At 36.6% G+C, this 25,867-nt stretch carries 6 protein-coding genes; all 6 read left to right on the top strand.

Translation table 11 applies throughout. The features are described 5' to 3' along the window. Positions 1-8 precede the first annotated feature (8 nt). Positions 9-1,049, top strand: coding sequence for a guanitoxin biosynthesis L-enduracididine beta-hydroxylase GntD (gene gntD / locus ACT89M_RS19485; protein ID WP_154888191.1), 1,041 nt, complete (start codon positions 9-11; stop codon positions 1,047-1,049). Continuing rightward, positions 1,046-5,404 carry a MupA/Atu3671 family FMN-dependent luciferase-like monooxygenase gene (locus tag ACT89M_RS19480; protein WP_341181066.1) on the top strand — a complete coding sequence of 1,453 codons (4,359 nt, stop codon included), beginning with the start codon at positions 1,046-1,048 and terminating at the stop codon, positions 5,402-5,404. The genes gntD and ACT89M_RS19480 overlap by 4 nt, the downstream gene beginning before the upstream one ends. Further along, on the top strand, positions 5,397-13,046 hold the full coding sequence (locus ACT89M_RS19475) for a non-ribosomal peptide synthetase (RefSeq protein ID WP_308722805.1): 7,650 nt from the start codon (positions 5,397-5,399) through the stop codon (positions 13,044-13,046). Before ACT89M_RS19480 ends, ACT89M_RS19475 begins: the two co-directional genes overlap by 8 nt. A 93-nt stretch (positions 13,047-13,139) precedes the next feature. After that, positions 13,140-22,496, top strand: a complete 9,357-nt coding sequence (locus ACT89M_RS19470) for a non-ribosomal peptide synthetase (RefSeq protein WP_308722804.1) — start codon at positions 13,140-13,142, stop codon at positions 22,494-22,496. Positions 22,497-22,508: 12 nt separating this feature from the next. Then, positions 22,509-24,629: an HAD-IIIC family phosphatase gene (locus tag ACT89M_RS19465; RefSeq protein WP_154888200.1), complete on the top strand. Its 2,121-nt coding sequence runs from the start codon at positions 22,509-22,511 to the stop codon at positions 24,627-24,629. Then, entirely contained in the window at positions 24,622-25,842 is a 1,221-nt protein-coding gene (locus tag ACT89M_RS19460) for an ACP S-malonyltransferase (protein WP_154888202.1), read from the top strand. The genes ACT89M_RS19465 and ACT89M_RS19460 overlap by 8 nt, the downstream gene beginning before the upstream one ends. The last annotated feature ends 25 nt before the right edge of the window (positions 25,843-25,867 follow it).

Genomic DNA, 25,867 nt, shown 5'->3' with positions numbered 1-25,867 from the left:
GATCTGTTATGGTCAACAAATATGTTTTGTCACATGACGAGGTAAAAGAAATTATGGAATTGATTGGGAGTATATCGTCTAACTATGATTTAGAAACAGATCGCTACTTAATTGATGCTTCTTTTTTAGGACATGGCTTGCCTAGCAGCTTAAAGAGAAAATTGGTCGAGTTCAAGTATTTAGAAGACAAAGCTCACTTAGTCATTTCAGGTTTTCCAGTAGATGAAGATGGTATTGGCTTTACTCCTACTCATTGGATGGAAAGACCCGACTCGATACTTACTAAAAAAGAAGAGATCTTTTTTTCATTATGCGGTTCACTTTTAGGCGACCTCTTTGGTTGGAGCACTCAGCAGAAGGGGTTCTATATTCACAACATACTCCCTGTTAAAGGAGATGAGAACGAACAACTGGGTTCGGGAAGTAACAGCCTGCTTTGGTGGCACACCGAGGAAGCTTTCCATGATTATCGAGCTGACTATCTGGGATTGCTCTGTCTGCGTAACCCTGATGCAATTGCTACAACATATGCTTCCATAGACATGGTTCATTTAGATACACGATATAAAGATATTTTGTTTGAACCTAGGTTTTATATTTTACCTGACGAGTCACACCTCAGTAAAAATAATACTGGACATAGTAATTTAGAGATATTTGAACAGTTAGAGTCCGTATATTCCCAAAAGAAAAATTTGTCTGTGCTATTTGGTGATTATGAATCGCCATATATACGACTTGATCCTTTCTTTATGGGGGTAGTAGATGAAGAGGATGATGAAGCCAAAAAAGCCTTAGAACATATTGTAAGTCAAATAGACAAAGCTATTATCGATATTTCGCTACAGCCAGGAGAAGTCCTTTTTGTTGATAATTTCCGTGCTGTTCATGGCAGAAAGCCATTCACAGCCAAATATGAGGGGAAAGACCGCTGGCTAAAACGTATTAATATAACTCGGGATATCCGCAAATCTAGAGATAGTAGAAATAGTGCCGATTCAAGGCTAATTCAGCCTAGGGTGAGGGTCAACTCAGGTACATCGACATGAATATGACAATTGCTAAGCAAAATGTAGAAGCCGTCACTGATTTGTCTCCTTTGCAGGAGGGGATGCTCTTTGAACATATGATTAACCAAGAGCAACATCATGTGGTCTACCATTATCACATTCAAGCAAACTTAAATGAGGAATTATTGAAGCAAGCGCTAGATAATACAACATGTAACAACGAAACATTACGGACTATTTTCCGGTGGGAAAACATCGAAAGGCCTGTTCGAATTATTTTAAAGGAACATAAAGTACCTTTTCATTTTGTTGACTTAGTTTCAAGCAAATCTAAAAGCGAACAAACATATGATATATCTGACCAGCTAGAGTTGTTACGTAGTAAAATTGATCTGCAGAATCATCCCTTTCATGTAGGGTTATTAAAAGTCCAGAAGAGTGAATGGCATATCATCATTGCATTTCATCACATGTTGATGGATGGATGGTCTAATATGATTTTTATGGAACGTTGGTTAAAAAGCTATCAAAACTTAATTTTTTCCAAAGATATCAAAAGTAATCATGAAGTCATTAAATATAGCCAATTTATAAATTTTTTAAGAAATACAAACACAGAGGCTGAGAAGAAATACTGGGAACGTTTCTTAAGTGGGTATACAAAATCATCTTTATTTAAAAAGTATAATTCAAGTTCCACTTCATTTTTAAGTCATAAACTCCTCGTCGGAGAAAGTGATACAAAGCTACTAGTGAATGCAATTAATACCCATAAATCCACGTTGGCCATGGCAGTTTACACGGCATGGGGGATATTGTTGCAAAACTATAGTCAGAGTGAAGATGTATTATTCGGTATTGCTGTGTCAGGTAGGAGTATAGCACTAGAAAAAATTGAAGAAGCAATGGGACTGTTCATTAATACAATTCCATTTAGATTTAATTTTGATGACCAAAAGACCATAGAAGAAGTAATCAAGCAATGTGGTACCCGGTTTCATGAGATCGTTGAGTTTGAGCATACGCCGCTAACTAAAATACATGAATATGCAGGTTTAGGGAAGATAGACCGTCTATTCGATACACTGGTTGTGATTGAAAACTATCCAATGGATATTGCAAGACTGGAAAAGAATTATAATATTTCAGTCATAAATTATGAAGTGCATGAGACAACACCATATGATATGACTCTAACAGTGACCCCGATGGAAAATAATTTGGAGTTTACTTTTAGCTATAATTCTGGAATCTTCGATAAAGACTTTATCGAAGAATTCTCACGTCAATTTGTATGTATGTTAAATCGAATAGTTAGTAATCCAACAGTTAAGTTGGAAGAGATTTCACTCTTGCCCATTGAGGAAATTTCCAAAGTGTACTATTCCTTAGAAAGACCTTTTCAAATTATTGATGAGGGTCAAGAAGCTACAATTGATATGATTTTTGATAAAATGGCTCTTAAGTTCCATGATGAAGTGGCAGTGGTATTTAGAGATGATTTTATCACTTATGGAGACCTCCAGAAGAAGGTAGACTCGTTTTCCAACTATCTGACCACCCACTTGAAGGTTCAACAGGATGATAAAATTGGAATTTGTCTACCTCGTTCATTGGAATTAATTATAGCAATCCTAGGTGTTTTGAAGTCAGGTGCTGCATATATACCAATAGATCCGGAATTACCTGAAGAGCGCATTCGTTATTTAATAGAAGATAGCGACATGATCGCACTGATTGTTGAAGAAATTCCGGAAGATTATAAGCTTTCATTAAAATTAATTGCTTTGACGGGGTGGGATTTCGAGAAAGCGCACTCTAAGATTCCGATGAGAAATCATGATGCGAATTCACTCGCCTATGTGATTTATACTTCGGGTTCGACAGGTCAACCCAAAGGAGTAATGATTGAACATCGAAACGTCGTTCATTTCTTTAATAGTCTAAACGAGCATATAAAACCTTCATCAAAAGAGGCGCTGCTATCCATTACAACGGTTTCTTTTGATATATCCATTTTGGAATTGCTCTGGACCCTGTGTAATGGTATTCAAGTTGTATTACAAGCAGAAAATCAGGAACAATTAGATGCTCATCGCGGATACTTACAATCGTCAGATGAACTCAGTTTCAGTTTATATTTTTTCGGAAATGATAGTCGAGAGAACGGTACTAATGAGATTTATAATTTGCTTCTTGATTCTGCGATTTTCGCGGACGAAAATGGTTTTGAAGCAGTGTGGACTCCGGAGCGCCATTTTCATGAATTCGGCGGAATCTATCCTAATCCTGCAGTTACAGGTGCTGCTCTATCTTCAATAACAAAAAATGTTAAGATTCGGGCTGGAAGCGTGGTATCGCCTTTACATGATAGCTTACGCATAGCTGAAGATTGGGCTATGATTGATAATCTTTCGCACGGACGTGCTGGAGTATCCTTCGCATCCGGCTGGCATGTACAAGATTTTAGTTTGGCACCAGATCGTTTTCATGAAAAAGAAGATATCATGTATAAACAGATCGAAGAAGTACAAACGTTGTGGAAGGGAGGAGAGGTGGAAAGAAGAAATGGAATGGGTCTAACAACATCACTACGTTCATATCCAAAACCTATTCAAAATATACCAATCTGGGTAACGTCAGCTGGTAATCCTGAGACGTTTGAGAAAGCAGGTAAAATTGGTGCAAACGTACTTACACATTTATTAGGGCAAGATCTGGAAACATTAAAAAGCAATATTTCAATTTATAGAAAGGCTTTGAATGATAGTGGTTATCCTTCAACTCACGGTAAAGTAACTTTAATGATCCATACCTACTTGGGTGAAAATATTGATGAGGTTAGAGATGTTGTAAAAGGTCCATTCTGTAACTATTTGCGTTCAAGTGCCGGACTGATTCAAAGATTTATCGATCAGATAAATGAAGAAATTGACATAGAATCAGAAGATGATATTTTTGAACTTGCTTTCGAGAGATATTGGAATACATCTGCTATGTTTGGGACCATAGAAACTTGTCAAGTCATGGTGAATGAATTGTATGAAGTTGGAATTAACGAAATTGCCAGCTTAATAGATTTTGGAATTGATTCTGTCCGAGTCAAGGAGAGTCTGGAAAGATTAAATCAATTGAAGATTATTATTACTCAGAGAAAAGAGATTTTTCGGCAACATGAACAACAGATTAGACCTGTTACTATGTTTCAAACTACACCATCTCGTCTGAAACATATCTTAGATGAAGCAGCTTCTAATCATTTTTTGAAATCTTTAAAGACAATTATTGTCGGTGGGGAATCTTTTCCCGTGGAATTATTTCATCAGCTTCGCAAACGTACCGATGCTAGGATTATCAACGCATATGGACCAACGGAGACAACGATTTGGTCTGCACTTTTCGATGTTGACAGTCATGAAGTAGGGCCAATACCAATTGGGAAACCATTAATCGGGGAATGCATCTATGTGGTAGATAAAAAGCTCCGACCTTTACCGCCGTATGTCCCAGGAGAAATTGTAATTGCAGGTTTTGGTGTTGCTAGAGGATATTTGAACAAAGAGAATATGACTAAGGAAAAGTTTATTCCTTTATCTAGTTCTATTCCTGGCGAAGGGGATTTTTTTAGAACGGGTGATCTGGGTGTACTTAAAACTGACAGAACAATCGAATTTATGGGAAGAAAAGATAATCAGGTGAAAATTTCTGGTCACCGTATTGAGTTGGAAGAGATAGAGACAGCTATTCGTGGAATTGAAGGGGTAGTGCGAACCGTAGTCTTTGATTATAAGTCTCTTGAGCATGAAAGTGAGATGTTGTGTGCTCTTGTTGTTGTTGAAGGAGATTTAGAAAAAGAAATTATACGTGAAGCATTAATAAAGCAGTTACCACGTTATATGGTGCCACAAAAAATAATCATTGTTGATAATATTCCTTTGAATGCCAGTGGGAAAATTGATCGAAATAAAGCTAAACGTATTGATTTGAGTCTCTTCAAACAGGAAGAAAAAAATATTCCGCCAAGGAATAACGAAGAGAAAGAGATTGTTGAAATATGGCATCAGGTGCTCGGCCAAACACAAATCGGTATTTCGGATGATTTCTTCAGCCTCGGAGGAGATTCTATTAAAGCCATGCGAGTAATTGCGCTTCTGAAGAAAAAGGGATTTAACTATGATGTTAAAGATATTTTTGAGCGCCCTACCATCAAATCTCTCGTTGAACATGTGAGTAAGGACAAACCGGTATCCATTCCGACTCAGGACAAGAGTAACTTACAACAGCGGAAGCGAAGAAGTCACTATCAATATACCCAACTGAATAGTCAGCAACAACAACAAGTAGAAAAGGTTTTAATAAAAAAACAAAATTTGGGAGAGCCTCATAATGAGTGATGTACAAAGGATAGATATGATTCCCCCTATACAGGCAGGACTAATGTACCATCTTATCAATGATCAGCAGCAAGAAGGGGCATATGTAGAACAGTTCGTTATTGATATTAATGGCATATTCCATTATGAAAAATTTGTTGCGTCCTTACGTGAAATTTCTCAATATCATGAGATTTTACGCACTTATTTTGAATATGAAGATGTAGATCAACCGGTTAGAGTGGTTAAACAAGAAGGTTTGATAACGGTGAATTACAGCGATGCATCATCGATGGAGACGTGTGATCAGGAACAATTCCTACAAACTCATATCGAAAAAGATCGTCTAAATCCTTTTTCTGTTTCAGCAGAATCGATTTTGCGTTTTTCTGTAGTTACCATAAACGATCAATCATTCAAATTAATCTGTAGTTACCATCATGCTCTGATCGATGGATATTCCTTTCAAATCTTATTGAAGGATATATTAATGAACTATGAGAGTCATATACAGTCTGATAGGGATCAAAGAGTATTAATTGGCACATCCGATGAAGGTTACATCAAGTGGTTAAATCATCAAAATTGGAAGGATGCATCTGATTATTGGTATTCTTACATGTCTGGTTATGATGCTAATCATTCAATCCCGACGCTGCGTTATCAAAACTGTCTTCCCAAGTATAAAGAATTGGAAATAACAGTTGAGTCTTCATTGTTTCGTGCCTTATTCAATATAGCATTAGAACATCGTGTCACAATAAATGTGATCTTTCAAGCGATATGGTCCATGATGCTACAGAGGTATACTAATTCAGAGGATGTTGTATACGGATTAGTAACGTCCCTTAGAGATCCTAGTATAGATGATATTGAACATGCTTTAGGTGTGTTTGTAAATACAATTCCTATGAGGGTGAGAACGGATTCAAATACTACCTTCTCTGCAATTATTAAAAATATGCAAGAGGACATGCTTAGATCAAGGCAATATGGATATTATCCTTTACACCAAATTCAGGCGGATAGTGAAATTGCTCAGGAATTAATCAATCATATTCTGATTTTTAATAATCATGGTGACAGTGTTAAAACTGAGATAAGTTACCTGCAAAATTTAAATAATCAACTATCCGAGCTACAGGTAATCAACATTGCTTTTTCTTCGAGGTCCCACTATCCCTTAGAGATTGTGGTAGATGTCTATGATAATAAAGCTAGTATGTTGTTGAGCTACGATAGCAATATCTATGATGAGCAATTAGTGGATTTGTTTAAAGGGCATTTCTTTAAGTTAGCGGAGTTAATTACAGAGAAGAAAGTATTGCTACTGAGCGATTTTGATTTATTGACGCCTGGAGAGAGGCAAGAATTGCTACCGGAAACTAAATTTATCTTGCCAGAATATTCATCTGTTTTTCAGATGTTTGAAAAACAGGCAGTTACCCATCCTCATAGAACAGCTATTGTTAGTTGCAATCGGGAATTGAATTATCAGGAGTTATTAAACGAATCGATGCGTTTATCTAATGTGCTCCTTAATAGTGGCTTGGATCAAGGTTCAGCTATCGGCTTGTTATTTGATCGCAACGATTTTTTTGTAGTTAGTGTACTGGCAGTTTTGAGATCTGGATTTCATTATGTGCCTTTAGACCCTGAAGCGCCTCAGGATCGGAATCTTTATATTATAGAGGATAGTGATATTCAACTGATTCTTTCAGAATCACAGATTTTCTCGATACAAGGATCAGAAATTAGAAATCATCATCATCTTTTAATAGACAAGGTGAATTCCTGCAATATAGAGCTAAGTGCTTCTCCGACAGCTCCAATTGTGGACTCTAGTCAAAAAGCATATATCATTTATACGTCGGGTACTACCGGAAAACCGAAAGGGGTCGAAATACAGCATAGGAGCATTATAAATTTAGTTATAGGGCTGACCAAGGAGATATATGCCCCTTTTGATGAGCGATTGAACGTTGCACAACTTGCGCCTTTCTTCTTTGATCAATCTATTGAAGAAATATTCGGATCTATATTACTAGGGCACACGTTAGTAATAGCAACTAATGAAGAACGGTTGGAGTACGAAAAGTTACTTCAATTTCTTGACAACCATACAATTGAGCTTATGAATGGAAGTCCAAGTTATATTAGGTCACTTCTGGTTGAAGAGAGAACCCCACACTCTTTACGCCGATTATTAATTGGAGGAGAGACCGTTCCCTATCAATTGCTAATGGATTTGTTCCATTCACCAGGTTATAAGAATCTAGAAGTTTTTAATGTATATGGTCCAACGGAATGTTGTGTAGATGCGACCTATTACAAAGTGAATCTTGATGAAATCCAGCGTTGGAAAACGACACCAATTGGTAGACCGATGATAAATAAGAATGTTTATATACTTGATAAATATGACCGTTTGCAACCTGTGGGGATTCCTGGAGAGCTAGTGATAGGTGGGGAAGGTTTAGCTGTAGGATATACGGGATTATCGCAGATGACCTATGAAAAATTCAAACTAAGCCCCTTTAATGATAATGAGATGGTCTATCGAACAGGTGATCAAGCGAAATGGTTAGCAAGTGGACAAATCGATTTTTTAGGACGAACTGATAGGCTAGCAAAGCTCCATGGTTATCGTATTGAATTGGAAGAAATTGAAAAATGTTTATTGAACCATGAGGACGTGCAAGAGGCAATAGTGTTATTGAAAGAGACGGAGTCTCGAAAATATTTATGTAGTTTTATTGTGTCAACAGAAGGACGGGAATTGTCGGAATACCATTTAAAATTATGGGCATCTGAAATTTTACCTCACTACATGACACCAACCAAGTTTGTTTTTCTGAGTGAACTTCCTCTGTCGGATCGAGGAAAGGTTGATATTCGTCTTTTGGAGCAGATGGATATTGAAACTGAGATTGACCATGTTCCACTCACCCCGATGGTATCAACCATTATTAAGATATGGGAGGATATCTTTAAAATTGAGGATATTCAGCCGAGAGATCATTTCTTTGAATTGGGTGGACATTCATTATATGCGACAATGTTTATTTCCAAAATAAAGAGAAATTTAGGAGTTAACGTTTCGATAAAGGATTTGTTTATATATCCTACACCTTTCGATTTTGCAGGGTTAATTGAGCAAAAACAGACTCAAGATACGTATGATGCTGTTGTGATTGAACAAAAGCAAGAATTAACTCAACAATACTATCCGTTAACCCCAGCACAAACACGTATGTTTCTGATGTGTCAAATGAATAAAGAAAGTACTAAATATAATATTTCAGGCAGATACAGAATCAATCGCAAAATGGTTTTGGATAAACTTCGCTCTTGTTTTAATACATTGTTGACGAATCATGAAATTTTGAGAACAAAATTTACGCTAGTTGATGGAGCCATTATACCAACTGTACTGCATACATTTGATATTGAGTTACAAGAATGGGATTGTCCTCCTGAAACTAGTCAGTGGATCAGACCATTCGATTTGGATATAGCCCCGTTACTAAGAGTTTCCGTATTGGAAGTAGATGCACATAGCTTTGATTTATATATAGACATGCATCATATTGTAACGGACGGAATTTCTAATGTGCATTTAATGAGCCAGTTTATTCAATTGTATAACGATGAACAGGTTAAGCATGGTGTGGCCTCTTATCAGCAGTACGCTTATTGGTTTGAGAACTATTTAAATTCAACAAAACTCCAGGAAGATCAGGATTATTGGGCTAAAAAAATGGCCGGGGAATTAACGGAAGATAGCTTGCTTGTTGACTATTCAAGAATGGTGGAGCAGGAGGGCAAGTCAGAAACCGTTTGGATAGAAATCGAGGCTAATATGACTAATGCGTTAAGAAAATTGGCATTAGATCAAGAGACAACCTTATTTAGCGTACTTCTGGCAACATATAATGTGCTGTTATATAAATACAACAGTCAGGAAGAAGTAATTCTAGGAACGGCAGTGTCGGGGAGGACGCAACACGGTTTTGAAGACAGTATTGGTTTATTTGTCAATACGATTGTATTGCGAAATTATCCTTCCGGGGAGAAAATATTTTCGCATTTTCTGAACGAAGTGTCGCAATCTTTGATGGAAGATTTAGATCATCAAGATTATCCATTCGATCATTTAATAGACCAGCTTTCAATTCGAAGAGATCGAGCAAGAAATCCTATATTCGACATCATGTTTATAATGCAAAACAGGACACGCAACGATCAACATATTAGTGATCAAGATTATATTATTGAATATCCAATTGCAAGCAGCGAAGCTAAATTCGACCTGCTTATTGAGGCATATGAATACAACGATACTATTAAAGTTAAACTTGAGTTCAACAGCAGTCTGTATGAGAGAAATACGATTGAAAGACATGGTTCTTATCTCTTGAGTTTACTATCTAACATTATAGCTAAGCCTCAAGAACAATTAGCCAATCTTTCATTTATGGAACCTAATGAATTCAAGCATTTACTTAACTCATTTGATCGTTCAATGATACAGTATCCGAATAATCAGACTATTCATAACGTATTTGAGGAACAAGTGACACGGACTCCAGAAAATATTGCAGTTAGTTATCAGGGGGAAACTTTAACTTATCTACAATTGAATGAACGCAGCAACCAATTGGCCAACTATTTGATAAGAAAAGGCGTAGATTCAGGACAATTTATTGGGATTTATTTAGAAAAATCAATTGATGCGATTATCAGTATACTCGCTGTGCTCAAGGCTGGAGCTGCTTATATCCCAATTAACAAAGAGTATCCAAATGAATTGATTATGCACATTTTGAAGGATAGTTGTGTTGAACTTGTCATTGCAGATCGACCTTCTCCTATGTGGAATGAAATGTTGAAGTCAGGTCAAGTTTTATTTGTGAGTGATCTGTTTAGTATCTGTCTCACTGAAGAAAAAGGAAATCTTGAGATTGAGGTTTCGGCCGATCAGATTGCTTATATAATCTATACATCAGGAACGACCGGCAAACCTAAAGGGGTTATGATTGAACATGCTAATGTGGTCAGACTCTTTGTGAACGCTGAACCTTTCTTCCCATTCCATGAACAAGAAGTTTGGACCATGTATCATGCATTGAGCTTTGATTACTCCGTATGGGAGATGTACGGTGCTCTACTTAAAGGGGCAAAATTGATCATTGTGCCTGATTCAGTTGTATATAATAGCCAGATGTTTTTCGAAATGCTAGTAAAAGAAAAGGTGACAGTGCTCAATCAAACACCTGCAGCTTTGTATGTTTTAATAAACGCTATATCGGATCGAGGAAGTGATCTGTCATTAAAATACATCATTTCTTCAGCAGAGGCCTTACATCCAAGAAGATTGCTCGATTTTCACAAAGCGTATCCTCACATCAGGATTATGAACATCTATGGCATTACAGAAACCACAGTGTTCACTACGTACAAGAATCTCAAATCAGAAGATATTGAGTCAGATAATCGTAGTATCGGTAAGCCAATTTCTACGTTAAGTTTATATTTGCTAAACAAAGATAAGCAGCTATGCCCCCGAGGTGGGATTGGTGAGTTATATGTAGGAGGAGCGGGCGTTGCTAGAGGTTATCTCAACCGGGATAGACTAAATGAAGAAAGATTTGTAGAGAATCCATTCATTCCGGGAAAAAAGATGTATCGGTCTGGGGATTTGATGCGTGTGCTGCCTAATGATGAACTTGAGTATATTGGTAGAATTGATCATCAGGTGAAAATTAGAGGATATCGGATTGAATTAGCAGACATTGAGAAGAATGTCATGACTTATCCTCAGATCTATGAGGCTATGGTGTTATCTATTGGAGTATACCCGAACAATTATTTGTGTGCTTTTTATGTTGCTGAGCAATCGTTGCCTAAAAATGAGTTGAAGAACTATCTAATGCTGAAGCTTCCTGCATATAGTGTCCCGTTTAAGTATGTGTACTTAAATGAATTCCCAATTACTTTAAATGGGAAGATAGACCGTAAAAGACTCATTGAGCTTGCTGAGGATAGTCAAGAAGATCAAAAAAATCTCCCAAGAGACGAGTCGGAGCTTAAAATCGCATCACACTGGTCTAATTTATTAGGTAAGGATGAAATCGGAATTGAGGAAGATTTCTTTGAACTGGGTGGTAACTCGTTACAAGCCATTCAATTAGCTGATTCCCTACAAAAAGAATTCGAAAAGAACTTGACCATAAAAGACATATTTGAGAATCCGACCATCTCTTTACAAACAAAGGTCGTGCTTGAGGCTGCATCATTGCACAACACAAACGTAATATCAAAATATGATAAATCAGGGACATACTATCCTCTATCCTCGGCACAAAAGAGAATATTTTTGTTGAGTCAGAACCCTGACATTGGTATGTCTTATAACATTGTGACCAAGTTTGATTTGTTCGGTCAATTCGACCGTTCTCTATTAAAAACAGCGTTAGAGACAATTGTTCAAAGACACTCCGTTCTACGTTATGGGTTTGGATATGAAAGAGGAATACCTGTTCAATTTATTAGCAAGGCAGAGCCTGAAATTTTTTGGTTTGAAACTGGAGAGAAACGACGAGAGCAAATCATGGATGAGTTTCTTCAACCTTATGATGTTACAAGTGGTGAAATACTCTTCTCCACAGCGGTAATTCGTATTGAAGAGGAGCATCATGTCCTGATTCTGAACATGCATCATCTAATAAGTGATGGAGTATCAATGAACATTTTTGAGCAGGAATTAAAGGCCTTGCTTAACGGGGAAAAGTTACCTTCTTTAGAAAGTGATTATCAAGATTATGTGCTTTGGCAATTAGAGCAATACCAGGGGCAGGTCAAGGCAAACGATGAGAAATTTTGGTGTGATTCGTTTAAAGGTTATGTACCAGAAACGAATGTGCCGTTACAAAAAAACATTCAGAACTTTAAAGGAGAACTTATTTCTTTTGAAATACCAGAAGGGAATTTTGAGAAGTTACGAATGATCGCCATTCGTGAGAAAACTACCTTGTTTAATGTTTTGATGACATTATATAAAAGTGCATTGTATTTATTGTGGAATCAACAAGATATTGTTGTAGGGACTCCAGTCTCGGGCAGAACCAATCAACAATTTGCCGGAACAATGGGCATGTTTGTTAATACGCTGGCGATACGCAGTAAAGCTGACGGGGCCATGACCTTTAAAGAATATCTGGACCAGATAAAAGAAACAATGCAGCAAGCTCTAGAGCATCAAGCATATCCCTTAGATGAATTAATTGAAACTCTTGGAACACCGACGACCGCTGGACACTCGCCCTTATTTCGATTTATGTTTGCCTATGAAATCGCGATACCAACAGAGTTTAAGATCAACGAATTAAAGGTAGTAACCGATGAAAATATCTCGGATGGTTCAGCTATGATAGATCTTTCCTTTGTAATATTGGAAGACGCTACACATGGGAGAATCCAAATTGAATATAATACATCTCAGTTTAGAAGAGAAACGGTTCAATTCCTTTTTGAAACCTTCAATCAAATTACTGAAATTGTACTACATGATTATCATATAAGATTAGATGAGATATATACTCCAAACTTTAGTGATAATGGATCAGTATGGAACGATCAACAGTTTGAATTTAATTTCTAATATATAGCTTATTTGAAGGTTCAAAACCAATTTCTGTCGGCAACAACACCTGTTGCTGGCAGAAATAAAAGTGGATGATAGTGAGGGATTAAAATGTTAAATACTAAAAAAAATCTAGAATCAGCAGAGCAATATTGGGGAAAGATATTAGAAAACGAAAAATTTATTCCAACTAATCTGTTGGTTTGTCAGCCGCCGAAGAGCAGCTCTTCCTTAAAAGAATCAGAGAATGCTCACATCCATATCGATCAAGAAATGGTAGAGCAATTATATAGCAGATGTAGCGGAAACGAGTCATTATTATATGCTTATCTTCTATCCATGTGGAGTGTCTTGTTAAGTCAATATACAAGGAGTAAACAGGTTGTTATCGGCGTTCCAAATTTGAAAGATAATCAAAAAAATCCCCAGGCAAACTTGACGCTCCCATTTTTCTTAGAAATGAAAGCAGATATAACGTTTAAAAACATACTTAGGGACACAAAAAACAGCCTAGACAATTTATATAGTCATCCATTAATTCCTCTATCTTTAATAAATATGAATATCGGTGAATTTCATCATATTGTAATTGGTTTTGAATCCCTCCATGGCCTAAATTATGTTGGAGAGATGTCTGGAAGTAATTTTGTTATTAATATGAGCCATACATCTAGCGGAATTCATGTAACTGCTCATAATCAATTACAACTAAACGAGGATTTCGTGAATTCTCTGTTAAAACATTATATACAACTTTTACGTAATTCTCTTGATTACGCTATCGATACCAAGCTGCAGGAATTTTCTACATTATCAATTGATGAGTATTTAATGATTACTGATGCCTTTAATGAAAGAAAAGTAGTAGAAGTGCCTGAATCACCGCTACATATACATTTTCAAAAATCTGTTCGATCGTTTTCTAAACGTCAAGCCATAAAAGACTTAAATGAAACGCTATCATATGAGGAACTAAACGATCGATCAGATTATATTGCCCGCGGATTGTTAAATAAGGGACTTAAAACCGGAGAAGTTGTTGCTTTTATATGTGAACGTTCGGTTAATACTATCGCTGGTCTCCTTGGTATTCTTAAAGCAGGTGGCGTGTTCTTACCCATTGATCCCTCTTTGCCATCAGAACGAGTTAATTATATGTTGAAGGATAGTCAAGCCCAAATCTTGCTGATTTCTTCTAGATTTGCTTTAGAGGTAGATTCACTATTGCAGAACATCCTAATTATAGAGGATGTTGTCTCTCTCAACGATAAACAGGATATTGACTATCCTTTGGTTTCCAAAGATCATGCGGCATGCATTATTTATACTTCTGGGACAACTGGTCATCCCAAAGGTGTATTGTTTAACCATAATATTTTGTTACATCACACGAGTGCATTTTCAAAATATGTCGCATCAGGTGAAAAGCCAAGAAATATTGGTTTGATTGCCCCTTATTATTTTGATGTTTTCCTGGAAGATGTTTTTTATGGGTTATTTAACGGTCATACTATTTTTATTATTCAAGAAGATGCTCAGTTAGATGCTAAGTTATTGATGGAGGTATTATGTGATCATCAGATTCATTACATGAATGCCACACCCACTCAAATTCGTATTTTACTAAGCAATTCCCGAAATGAATTCTCTAATTCTAGTATTGAATTATTCCTAATTGGCGGTGAGCCTCTTAAGGAAACCTTAATAAATGACATTAAAGTTGCGTTTGCACATGCTATTCCTCAGATCATTAATTGCTATGGACCAACGGAATGTTGCGTTGATGTAACTACTTATCGTGTAGATTCGGAACAGCATTTCTATCCATACTCCATACCGATCGGCAAACCTATGAAAAACGTAGGTGCTTACATTACAGGTTTAAATAATGAAGTTCTCCCAATTGGTGTAATTGGAGAGTTATGCTTTAGTGGAGATGTTCTAACCAAAGGCTATATTGGAAAACCAGATGAAAGTTCTAAGGTTTTTTCTCCTTCTCCGTTTATTCCGGGTGAGACATTTTATAGAACAGGTGACTTAGCGATGTGGCTCCCTGATGGCAACATCGAATTTGTTAAACGTATAGATTCCCAAATAAAAGTACGAGGTCACCGAGTAGAACTTTCTGAAATTGAAATTGCACTTCAACAACATAAGCATGTAAAAGAAGCTATAGTTCTGTTCGAAAATGAAGAGTTAGAAGCTTTTGTTGTAATGGATAGTGAAGGAGATTTGAAAGAGTTAAAACGCTTTTTGAGAGAAAAACTTCCATCATATATGCAACCTTCAAAATTTGCACTTTTAGAGGTTTTGCCTACAAATGCTAACGGGAAGATAGATAAGAAGGCTTTGAAACATTACAATGGTTTTGCTTCTCTAGATAACTCTCATTCAGGAGAAATGAACACAGAAACAGAGAAGGTATTGAGCAAAATTTGGATTGAAATATTGAATGTAAATGTTATTGATAGAGAAGATAATTTCTTTGACTTGGGCGGGCACTCTCTTAAGGCTGCTGTGCTTACTGCTGAGATTTACAGTGCATTTCAGAAAAACATTTCAATAAAGCAATTGTTCTCGAGTCCAGAGCTCTATCGTTTAGCTGAATTGATTGACTTGACTGACAATACGACCAACATTCAGATTTCTCCTGCTCCAGCGGCTGCCTTTTATCCATTGTCATTAGCACAGGAACGGCTATTCACCTTACACTCATTGAATCCTGAAAGTACAGCCTATAATATGCCAGGATTAATAGAAGTAAAAGGCCATTTAGATAAAAATAGATTAGAGTACACTTTAGGTGAGTTAATTAAACGACATGAGATACTTCGTACAGTCTTTGAAATACATGATCATATACCGATGCAACGGATCGTTGATGATATTAACTTAAAACTGGAGTGGCGTAAGCTTCAGTATGATCAGGTGCAAGCTTTTAAAACTGAGTTTGCAAAACCTTTTGATTTGGGAGTTGCTCCTTTATTCAGGGTATGTGTAGTTGAGTGTACAGAAGATTTATTTTATGTATTATTCGATGTACACCATATTATAGCGGACGGACAATCATTTGAGATCCTGACTAAAGAAATCTTTAATATTTATAATGGTGCTCAGCTTGAGGAAAGCGTCATCCAATACAAGGATTATGCTTACTGGGAAAAGGAGTTTACTAAGACTTTAAGCTTCGGGAAAATGAAAGACTTTTGGATAGATTACATGAGTAGTGAGATACCTGAGTTAAATCTACCCATAGATTTTGAACGAGAGCGGTCACAGACATTCAATGGTTCTACGATTTATAAAGAAGTGAGAAGAAAAACCGTCGATCATTTGAAAAAAATATCCAAAAAATGTGAAACTACGATGTTTATGAACCTCCTTACTGCATACTATGTGTTTTTGAACAAATATACAGGTAACCAAGACTTTGTCGTAGGTACAACTGCATCTACACGTAATGACAAAGATTTAAGCACGGTTATGGGGCCACTCATCAATGCATTGGCAATTCGGCAGGATGTAAATCCTGAAATCACCTTTTTGGAATTATTGAGTAGAGTTAAATCCAATGTTCTAAATGTCTATGAAAATAAAAACTATCCATTTAATCAATTGGTTGAAAATATTCAAAACAATAGAGATAAGAGTAGGAACCCATTATTTGATACTATGCTAATTATGCATCAGTATGAAGAAAACTTGGTGAACAAACTTGAGGGGTTGTCCGTAAGATCATTGCCTATGGAAAATCCAATTGCAAAAATGGATCTTTCTTTAGAGTTTTCAGAGCTTGACGGAAAAATAATCGTTTGCTTTGAATATAATACCGATTTATTTCTTGAGAATACAGTGGAAAGGTTAGCAAATCATTTTATTAACCTTTTGGATATGATTTCTGAGAGTCCAGATGAACGTCTAGAATCGTATACCGTATTATCAGATGAAGAGATGAACTGGCAAATTTATGAATTAAACAATAACGAAACAGAGTTATCTTTTAATCAACCTGTCCATAGTCTTATCAGAGAAAAGGCTGTTTTGTACCCCGACCAGATAGCAATTCGGGAGGGGAACAAAGTATTGACATATCGACAGTTAATACAAAGAGCAGATATTATTTCCCAAGATTTGATTTTAAATGGAATTGGAAAAGGGAAAATTGTAGCTCTGATGATGGAAAGATCAGCATCATTTGTTGCGAGTGTTCTAGGGGTGATTCAAACCGGAGCCGCCTATGTTCCTATCGACCCTATGTACCCACAAGAACGAGTTGAGTATATTCTTGACGACAGTAATTGTTTTGCAGTGATTACGGATAAGCAGTATGAACAACTACGAAGTAAGAGCATATATAACATGAACGTAGAATCAGTATTTCTTGACAATGTTATGTCTGATTTGCACGGTGCTGCATCGCTTCCTGAAATTAGTATTGCAGATCCTGCCTATGTTATATACACATCAGGTTCTACAGGAAAGCCTAAAGGGGTTGTTATAAGTCATAAATCTTTATTAAATTACTCAACTTGGGCTGCCAAGGTATACGTGGGAGATGAGCAACTTACCTTCCCATTGTATACTTCAATTGCTTTTGACTTGACAGTGACATCTATTTTCACACCACTTATCACAGGGAATTGTATTGTTGTTTATAGTGACCCTCCAGAAAAATCTTTAGAAAGAATCATTGAAGATAACTTGGTGGATATTATCAAGTTAACCCCATCTCATTTACGATTGTTAAAAGAAATGAACCTTGATCATAGCCGAATCAGACGTTTTATTGTTGGAGGAGAGGCATTAGAGACTCATGTTGCTCGAAAACTAGAGGAAAAATATAGAAATACAAAAATTGAAATTTTTAATGAATACGGACCTACCGAAGCAACTGTAGGTTGTATGATTTATCAGCTTGATTCCTTGTATGAAGGACCTTTTGTACCGATTGGTATTCCTGCCGAAAATATGAAAATTTACGTGTTAGATAAATCTATGAATCCCTGCCCCCCATCGGTTATTGGGGAATTGTACATTTCTGGTGTGGGTGTAGGGATTGGTTATCTCGGTAAGACAGAACTCACTCGTGATCGATTTATCCAAAATCCTTTTGTAATTGATGAGTTAATGTATAAAACAGGAGACTTGGCAAAACTGCTACCAGATGGAAACTTTATGTATATGGGCAGGCTTGATGATCAGGTGAAAGTAAGAGGGCATCGGATTGAACTGGGCGAAGTTGAGTATCATCTTAATCAAAACATATACATCAAAGAGTCAGCAGCTTTTGTTGAACTTGATGCTATAGGTGGATTCGAATTAAAAGCATGTGTGGTACTGGAGGATTCAGATGATAGTCGATTTATGAAAAAAATCACAGAAGAACTTAGAACCCGTCTTCCTCTTTACATGGTGCCCGATCGAGTCTTCGTAGTGGAGGAGATTCCCTATACAATGAACGGGAAAGTGGATAAAAAATCCATAGTTGAAATCATTGAGGCTAATAGTCACGTGATAGACACTCCACTTGTGAAGGAGGATACTACTTTAACTGATCCTGTGGAGTCAGAAATATCTGATATGTGGGTCCAATTGCTCGGTATCCCTTCTATTAATGTAAAGGATGATTTTTTTGAATTAGGAGGACACTCTCTTAAAGCTATAATGTTTCTTTCCAGATTAAAAAAGAAGTTTGAAGTTGAGATTAGCTTGGAATCTTTCTTTGCGAATTCAACGGTTGAAAAATTGTCAGATCTGATAGGTAAACAAAAAAAATGGATGATTCCCGAACTAAAGCCTGCTGAAATTAGAGATTATTATCCTTTAACTTCAGCTCAAATGAGATTGTATTTTCTTCAACAACTAAACAACGGTACGGCTTATAACATAGTAGAAGGTTTTATTATTAAGGGTGTGTTGGATAAAGAGAGATTCAAGAATGCTATAAATTACATGATTGAGCGTCATGAGATATTAAGAACGAGCTTCGAATTGCTAGAGGAAGCAGGTGTGGTACAGGTTGTTCATGATCCGAATCAAGTTCAACCTATCCTTAAATGGCATAAATCAGACCAAGATACACTGGACTCATCTCATGTGTTTGATTTGTCAAAAGCTCCCCTATTCAGTTCTCAGGTCATAGAGACGGATCAGCACCAGTTTATGGTTAAATTTGAATTTCACCATATTATTTTTGATGGTATATCCATTCAACCTTTTATTCAGGATTTCGTTGATTTGTATAATGAAGTGAAAGTACTGAAACCATTAGAAATTCAATACAAGGATTATGCTTTGTGGCAGCAGGAATATATGCAGACAGAACCTTATGAGCAACAAGAAAAGTATTGGTTAGAGCGGTTATCCGGAGATTTACCGGTGCTGGCGTTACCAACTGATTTCTCGAGACCTCTTGTCAAAAGCTTTAATGGACAACTGCTTAGATTTGAGGCAAATCCAAAGCTGTCGTCTCGTTTTTTGAAACTGTGTCAAGACACAGGTATTACATTATACATGGGTTTAATTGGTTTATTTGGAATGACTCTTTATCGATATACTCAGCAAAATGACATACTGATTGGTACACCAGTTGCTGGAAGACAGCAAGAGGAATTAGAGGATCTTATTGGGATGTTCGTAAATACAATGGTTCTCCGTATGAAACCTGTAGGTACGACTTCTTTCCGTGATTTAGCCTTAGAAATCAAAAATGATGTTATTAAGATGTTAGAGTATCAGGATGTGCCATTTGAGCAACTGGTTGAAAAACTAAATATTGAGAGAGATACTTCGCGTAATCCTATTTTTGATGTCATGTTTGCTTTACAAAATTATGATGAAGCGAGAGTAGAAACTGAAGATCATGTAGAGATATTGCCCTATAATGTAAAATCGGAGAATTCCAAGTTTGATCTTACATTGTTCGCTTGGGAAGAGAACGAGCACATTTCATTTGCGCTGGAGTATAGCACAGAACTTTTTGAAATGCAGACTATGGATCGATTATCTAAGCATCTATTAAATTTAATGTCCGAGATTACAGCTTATCCAGACCGATCTATAGGGACGTTAAACATGCTCAATGAAGATGAATTAAAGCAAATAAAAACTGAATTTAATTCTAAATCTGATGAAATCGAGCCTAAACCCTTGCACTATTGGTTCGAACAACAAGTTGCTAAAACGCCAGAGGCAATTTCGGTAATACATGGAGAAAACAAGATTAGTTATTTAGAGTTAGATCGACGTGCTAATGCTTTGGCTCATGCACTAGATTCAAAAGGAAGCGTACGTGGCTCTATAGTCGGTGTAATGATGGATCGATCTCCAGAAATGATAATAGGAATTCTAGGGATTCTTAAATCAGGTGCTGCATATTTACCATTAGATCCTGAATATCCTGTTCATCGTTTGCAATATATGTTGGCTGATAGTAAAGTTTCGATTCTGATTGTTGATAATAAAACAGTTGATTTGGAGATCCCGGGCTTCAACGGAGAACGGTTAAACGTTCAATCAATTGACTATAATGAGCCACTTAATAAGTTTACATGTAATGTGGAGATAAATTCTTTGGCGTATATCATATATACCTCAGGGTCAACCGGTAACCCTAAAGGGGTAAAAATAACTCACTCTGCTATTTTTAATACAATACACTGGAGAATTAACTATTACTCCTTTGGACTTGGGGATAACACGCTTCAATTACCATCCTTATCATTTGATAGTTCAGTAGAAGATATTTTCTCTGCTCTATTAGCTGGTGGAACACTTACGTTAATCTCATCCAAAGAACGATTAGACACTAAAGCTTTAAGTAGGATAATAGAGGAACAGAAAATTACACATTTTTTAATAGTACCTAGTTTGTATGCTGCGATTCTGGCGACTAAACCTAATTTTGCGAGTCTTAAATCTGTCACTGTGGCGGGCGAAGAAATGCATGTTCAGCTTGCTCAAGATCATTTTAATTTGTTACCTAATGTAAGATTAATCAATGAATACGGTCCGTCAGAATGTAGTGTATGCACAACTGCTTACGAAGTTAAAGCTGATGATCGAGAAGTGTGTATAGGCAAACCAATAAATAATATGGAGGTTTATATCCTTGATAACAATGGATCTATTCTTCCAATTGGAGTTCCTGGAGAGTTATATATAGCGGGAAAGGGTTTGTCACAGGGTTATCTAAACAACGATGAGAATACTCGCCTACGATTTGTCGATGTTCCAAATATTACAAATAAAATATTCTATCGATCAGGTGACCTGGGGAGATGGCGTTCAGATGGAACGATCGAGTATTTAGGGCGGATAGACAACCAGGTGAAAATTAGGGGGCATCGCGTTGAACTTGAGGAGATTGAACGGTGTGTCTTGAATCTAAGGAATACAGTTCAAGCTTCGGTAGTCAAGAAGAGAGTAAATGACATGGATCGTCTTATGTTATATGTAGTTATAGAAGCAAATGAATCTATTAACGAACAACAATTAAGAAGCGAACTTGCTAAAGTACTTCCCGGATTCATGTTGCCTGACTACATTGTGTTCTTAAGTGAGCTCCCACTTACGTCTAACGGGAAGGTGGATAGATTAAAACTGACTTTGTTAGAAGATACTGAACGTGTTAATGATAGAACACTAGAAAAGGAAGAATTAAACGAAATTGAATGGGCACTGCTCGAAGAATGGAAAAAAGTTATAGGCCAAGTTCATATAAGCAAATATGATAACTTTTTTGAAGTTGGTGGTAATTCGCTACTCTTAATCCAACTCCATGCGAATTTAAATAAGAAATACTCAGGCAAATTGAGCATTACAGACTATTTCTCTTATCCAACAATTTCTGATTTGGCCCATTACCTGGAATCTGACAATAATGTAGAAGGTTATTCAGAGAGCAGACAGAGTAAAATGCGTTTTGGGGAATCTCATCTGGATACAACTCTGTCCGGTGGTGCAGTATTTAAACTTTCCTTGGATTATGACAGGTCTTCAGAATTTAAGAAAGTTGCTAAAAGTATGCGTTCCAAATCCCAGGATGTTGCTATTTCTATATTAATCTATACATTGAATCAGTACACAAAATTAGACAATATACTGATTGACTTAGCGGTTTCCGAAAAAACTTATATGAGTCTAGATGTTAACATGACTAACTTTGAGGATCTTGAACAACTTGTATTCCATATTACTGAGCAACAATCTCAATTAGAGGTATTTAACCATACTCCTTTACTTCCATATCTTGATGGTGAAATCAATATATTGTTTAATCGTCATTCAACGAGTTCATTAGCCAGCAAATATGACATTGTACTGCAGTATCAAGAATCTGAGAATGATGTTCTCATCCAGGTAATTGGTAGCCCCAGAATTAGAGAGCAAACGATAAAAGAGATAACAGAGTTGTATGTAACTATCTTGTTCGCTATGTGCGATCAGTTCACTGCTACATCGTTTTGAGGAGGATTATATATGTTGAATAATTTAAGTGATGATATAAAGAGAATTGTAATAACATCCACCTTTGAAACCGATCCGATTGTATCTTATATCAGTTGGTGGGCCGAAAGGATGCTTCCTTTCAAACTGGAAGTAACTCTTCATAAAGGACGGATGCTGAAAGATCTTTTGTTTCCAAGAAGTCAGTTCATGAATTCATTCGATTATCGTGTCGTTTTTAACCGTTTTGAGGATTGGATTCGTGACGATGATCACTTGTTGGAACCTCACAAATATGAAAAGTTAGAATTCGCTTTGAGCGAAATGTTAAATACTATTGAGACGGCCTCCAAAAGGGAGGCTCTCATGGTAGCCATTTTCCCTATTTCTACAGAAGCTGGACTAAGTAATACATTACTTAGCTATCTACAAGAGTTGAACCAACGCTGGAAGGAAGCGTTACAACAGATACCTACCGTGCACATCATAGATTTCGAGTCTGCACAGAATCTTTATGGTATTGAGAGAACGTTTGATTATGTTAAAGAAAATTTAGCACACATGCCTTTTTCTCAAGAATTTGATGCTGTTATGGGTGCTTATTTAGTAAGGCAAGTACATGCGCTCATTAATCAAACATTTAAAGTTATCGTTTTGGATTGTGACAATACCTTATGGGAAGGCATTTGTGGTGAGGATCAGGCCAGCGTGGTCATAGATAAGCCATTTAAAATCTTGCAACAGATCATGCAAGAAAAAATGGGAGAAGGTTTTCTTCTATCTATTGTTAGTAAAAATAACGAGAGCGATGTATGGAATGTATTTGAAACTTACAAAGACATGGTATTAAATAAAGAGGATTTTGTGAGTTGGAGAATTAATTGGAAAAGTAAAGCAGAAAATATTCGAGAGATAGCACAAGAACTTAATCTGGGATTGGACAGTTTCATTTTTTTGGATGATAGTCCTCATGAATGTTTGGAAGTGATGAATCAATTACCTGAGGTTCTAACGTTAAAGATTCCAAAGGATAAAAAACATATTCCATCATTTCTATCTCACATTTGGGCTTTGGATAAAGCCCTTATAACGGATGAAGATCGAAAGCGAACTTTCATGCAGAAAACTACTACGATCCGTAAAACATTGGAAGCTAAATCACCTGAAGAATATTTGAAAGAATTGCAACTCAGAGTTTTTATTGATAAAGCAACGGTTAACATGCTGCCGAGATTGTCACAATTAACTCAGCGTACTAACCAATTTAACTCCAGCATTATTCGAAGAACAGAAAATGAGCTGAATGAAATATTAAAAAGTGAGAATTATGTTTGCTGGGCCATTGAAGTTGTAGATCGTTTTGGCTCTTATGGCCTGACTGGCCTAATCATTAATCAAATTCTGAATAAAACTTTGGTAGTGGATACATTTTTGCTTAGTTGTCGTGTTCTTGGAAGAGGAGTTGAAGCCTCCGTATTCTCTACATTAAAGAGCTTTTGCGAGATGCAAGGATTGTCTGAAATTAAAGTTATAATCCACAACGGAGAAAAAAATACGGCTATAAAAGAGTTTTTAAGAGAAAATAAATGGATTGAAAATGATACTGAGGTAATGGATCAATCGCTATTCAGTATTTCAATTGCAAATATTCCAAGTGAAGTAGCGCATATCGACCTTTTCTATGGACAAGGTTTGACTGGCGAAGCCATAGAGACAACAGATTCAACAAGATCAAAGAAACAAATTCTTTTGGAGGACAACGGTGGATGGGAGACATTTGTTGAAAATGAGCAAAAATTAATTCATGTCGCGCATTTCACACCACTTCAACATAGTCGCCCGGAAGAGTTGAAGCTGTTGCCGCTCGGTTCTAACGTGACATTAACTTTGATTGATAAGGAATTGTCTAGTATTGAAAATTTAGTAAATGAAGGCATTAGAACTGTATGGGGGAAGCAGGTAACTTCATTAAATGAAGATACATTTGACTGGAGTACTGAACCAATTTGGCTCAAATATGCGTTTGTCTCAGAAATATTTGAGAAAGTCGATATGATTATACCAACTGAAGAGTTGGACCAGTTTACAACTCGTACAAGTATTGTTAATTACCTCGAAGAGTTGCTGAAGGGGATGGACAAAACTTATGTCTAGAACAATGGTACTCTTTCCCGGACAAGGAACACAGTATGTGGGTATGGGGAAAGCATTGTATGAAAACTATCCGATGATTAAGCGAACATTTGATGAAGCTGAAGACATTCTAAATTTCTCAGTTAAAAAGCTGTGCTTTGAAGGCACGTCAGAACATTTGAATCAAACGATTAATGCTCAGGTTGCCATTGTTGTATTGAGTGTCGCTGCTTATCGACAGTTTGCTAATATGCATGAAATAAAACCCGATTTGATGGCAGGACACAGTCTGGGGGAGTATTCCGCACTTGCTTGTGCGGGAGCAGCATCTTTTGAAGATATTTTAAAAACTGTATTTTACCGAGCGCAAATAATGGATGAAATCTCTAAATCCACAAATGGAGCTATGTTAGCTGTATCGTTTCAAGCAGAACATATCGATCTGATTGAAAGAGAATGCATAGAATCACGTTCAAAGGGGGGGCAAATATGGATTGGAGCATATAATGCCAGTGACCAGTTAGTATTGACGGGTGATAAAAGAGATGTGTTGTTGATGGGGGAAAAATTGGTGGGAATAGGCTGCAAAACAGCCCTGCTGCATGTATCTGGCGCATTTCATAGTCCTATTATGGCGGAAGCAGAAGAGAAACTCAAATCAAGGTTAACCTCAATAAAATGGGGTCTTCCCTTTCATAAAATCTTAGCTAATGTAACTGGAAAGGAGTACACAGATAGCAAACTCATTCCTGAATATCTTGCTTCACAAATAACAAAACCCGTCCTTTGGTCTAAATCAATTCAACATGCCTTACAAAGTGATGTAACTCAAATTATTAGCGTGCCACCAAAAAATATTTTTCATAGAATGATACCTCAAAGCGAAAAACACGTACAATTTTTTACTATATCCCGTGTGGAAGATTTCAACAATTATCAGCGTGTTAATCTAAAAGAACTGATCGCGAGATTATTATCCGTAATAGTTAGTACGCGAAACTACAATACTGACATCAATGAATACAATTTAAAGGTGATTCCTGCTTATAGAGAGTTAGAGGAAATGTATCACAATGAGGCGGGTACCGACAATTCAAATTCAGATTATGTTTTTTATGTTCTCGAGCTATTTCTAAATATTCTGAAATTCAAAAGTATACCTTTGGATAATCGAAGAGTAATCCTTCAATCTATTAATCAGGCTTTTAATCTAAATTATGAATGGGACAACTAAACATGTTATCTAGGAAAGGGAAAAA

This window comes from Paenibacillus sp. NN59 (assembly GCF_057597225.1).
Note: the sequence above shows the minus strand (reverse complement) of the source record. Positions and strands in the feature narration are given on the sequence as shown.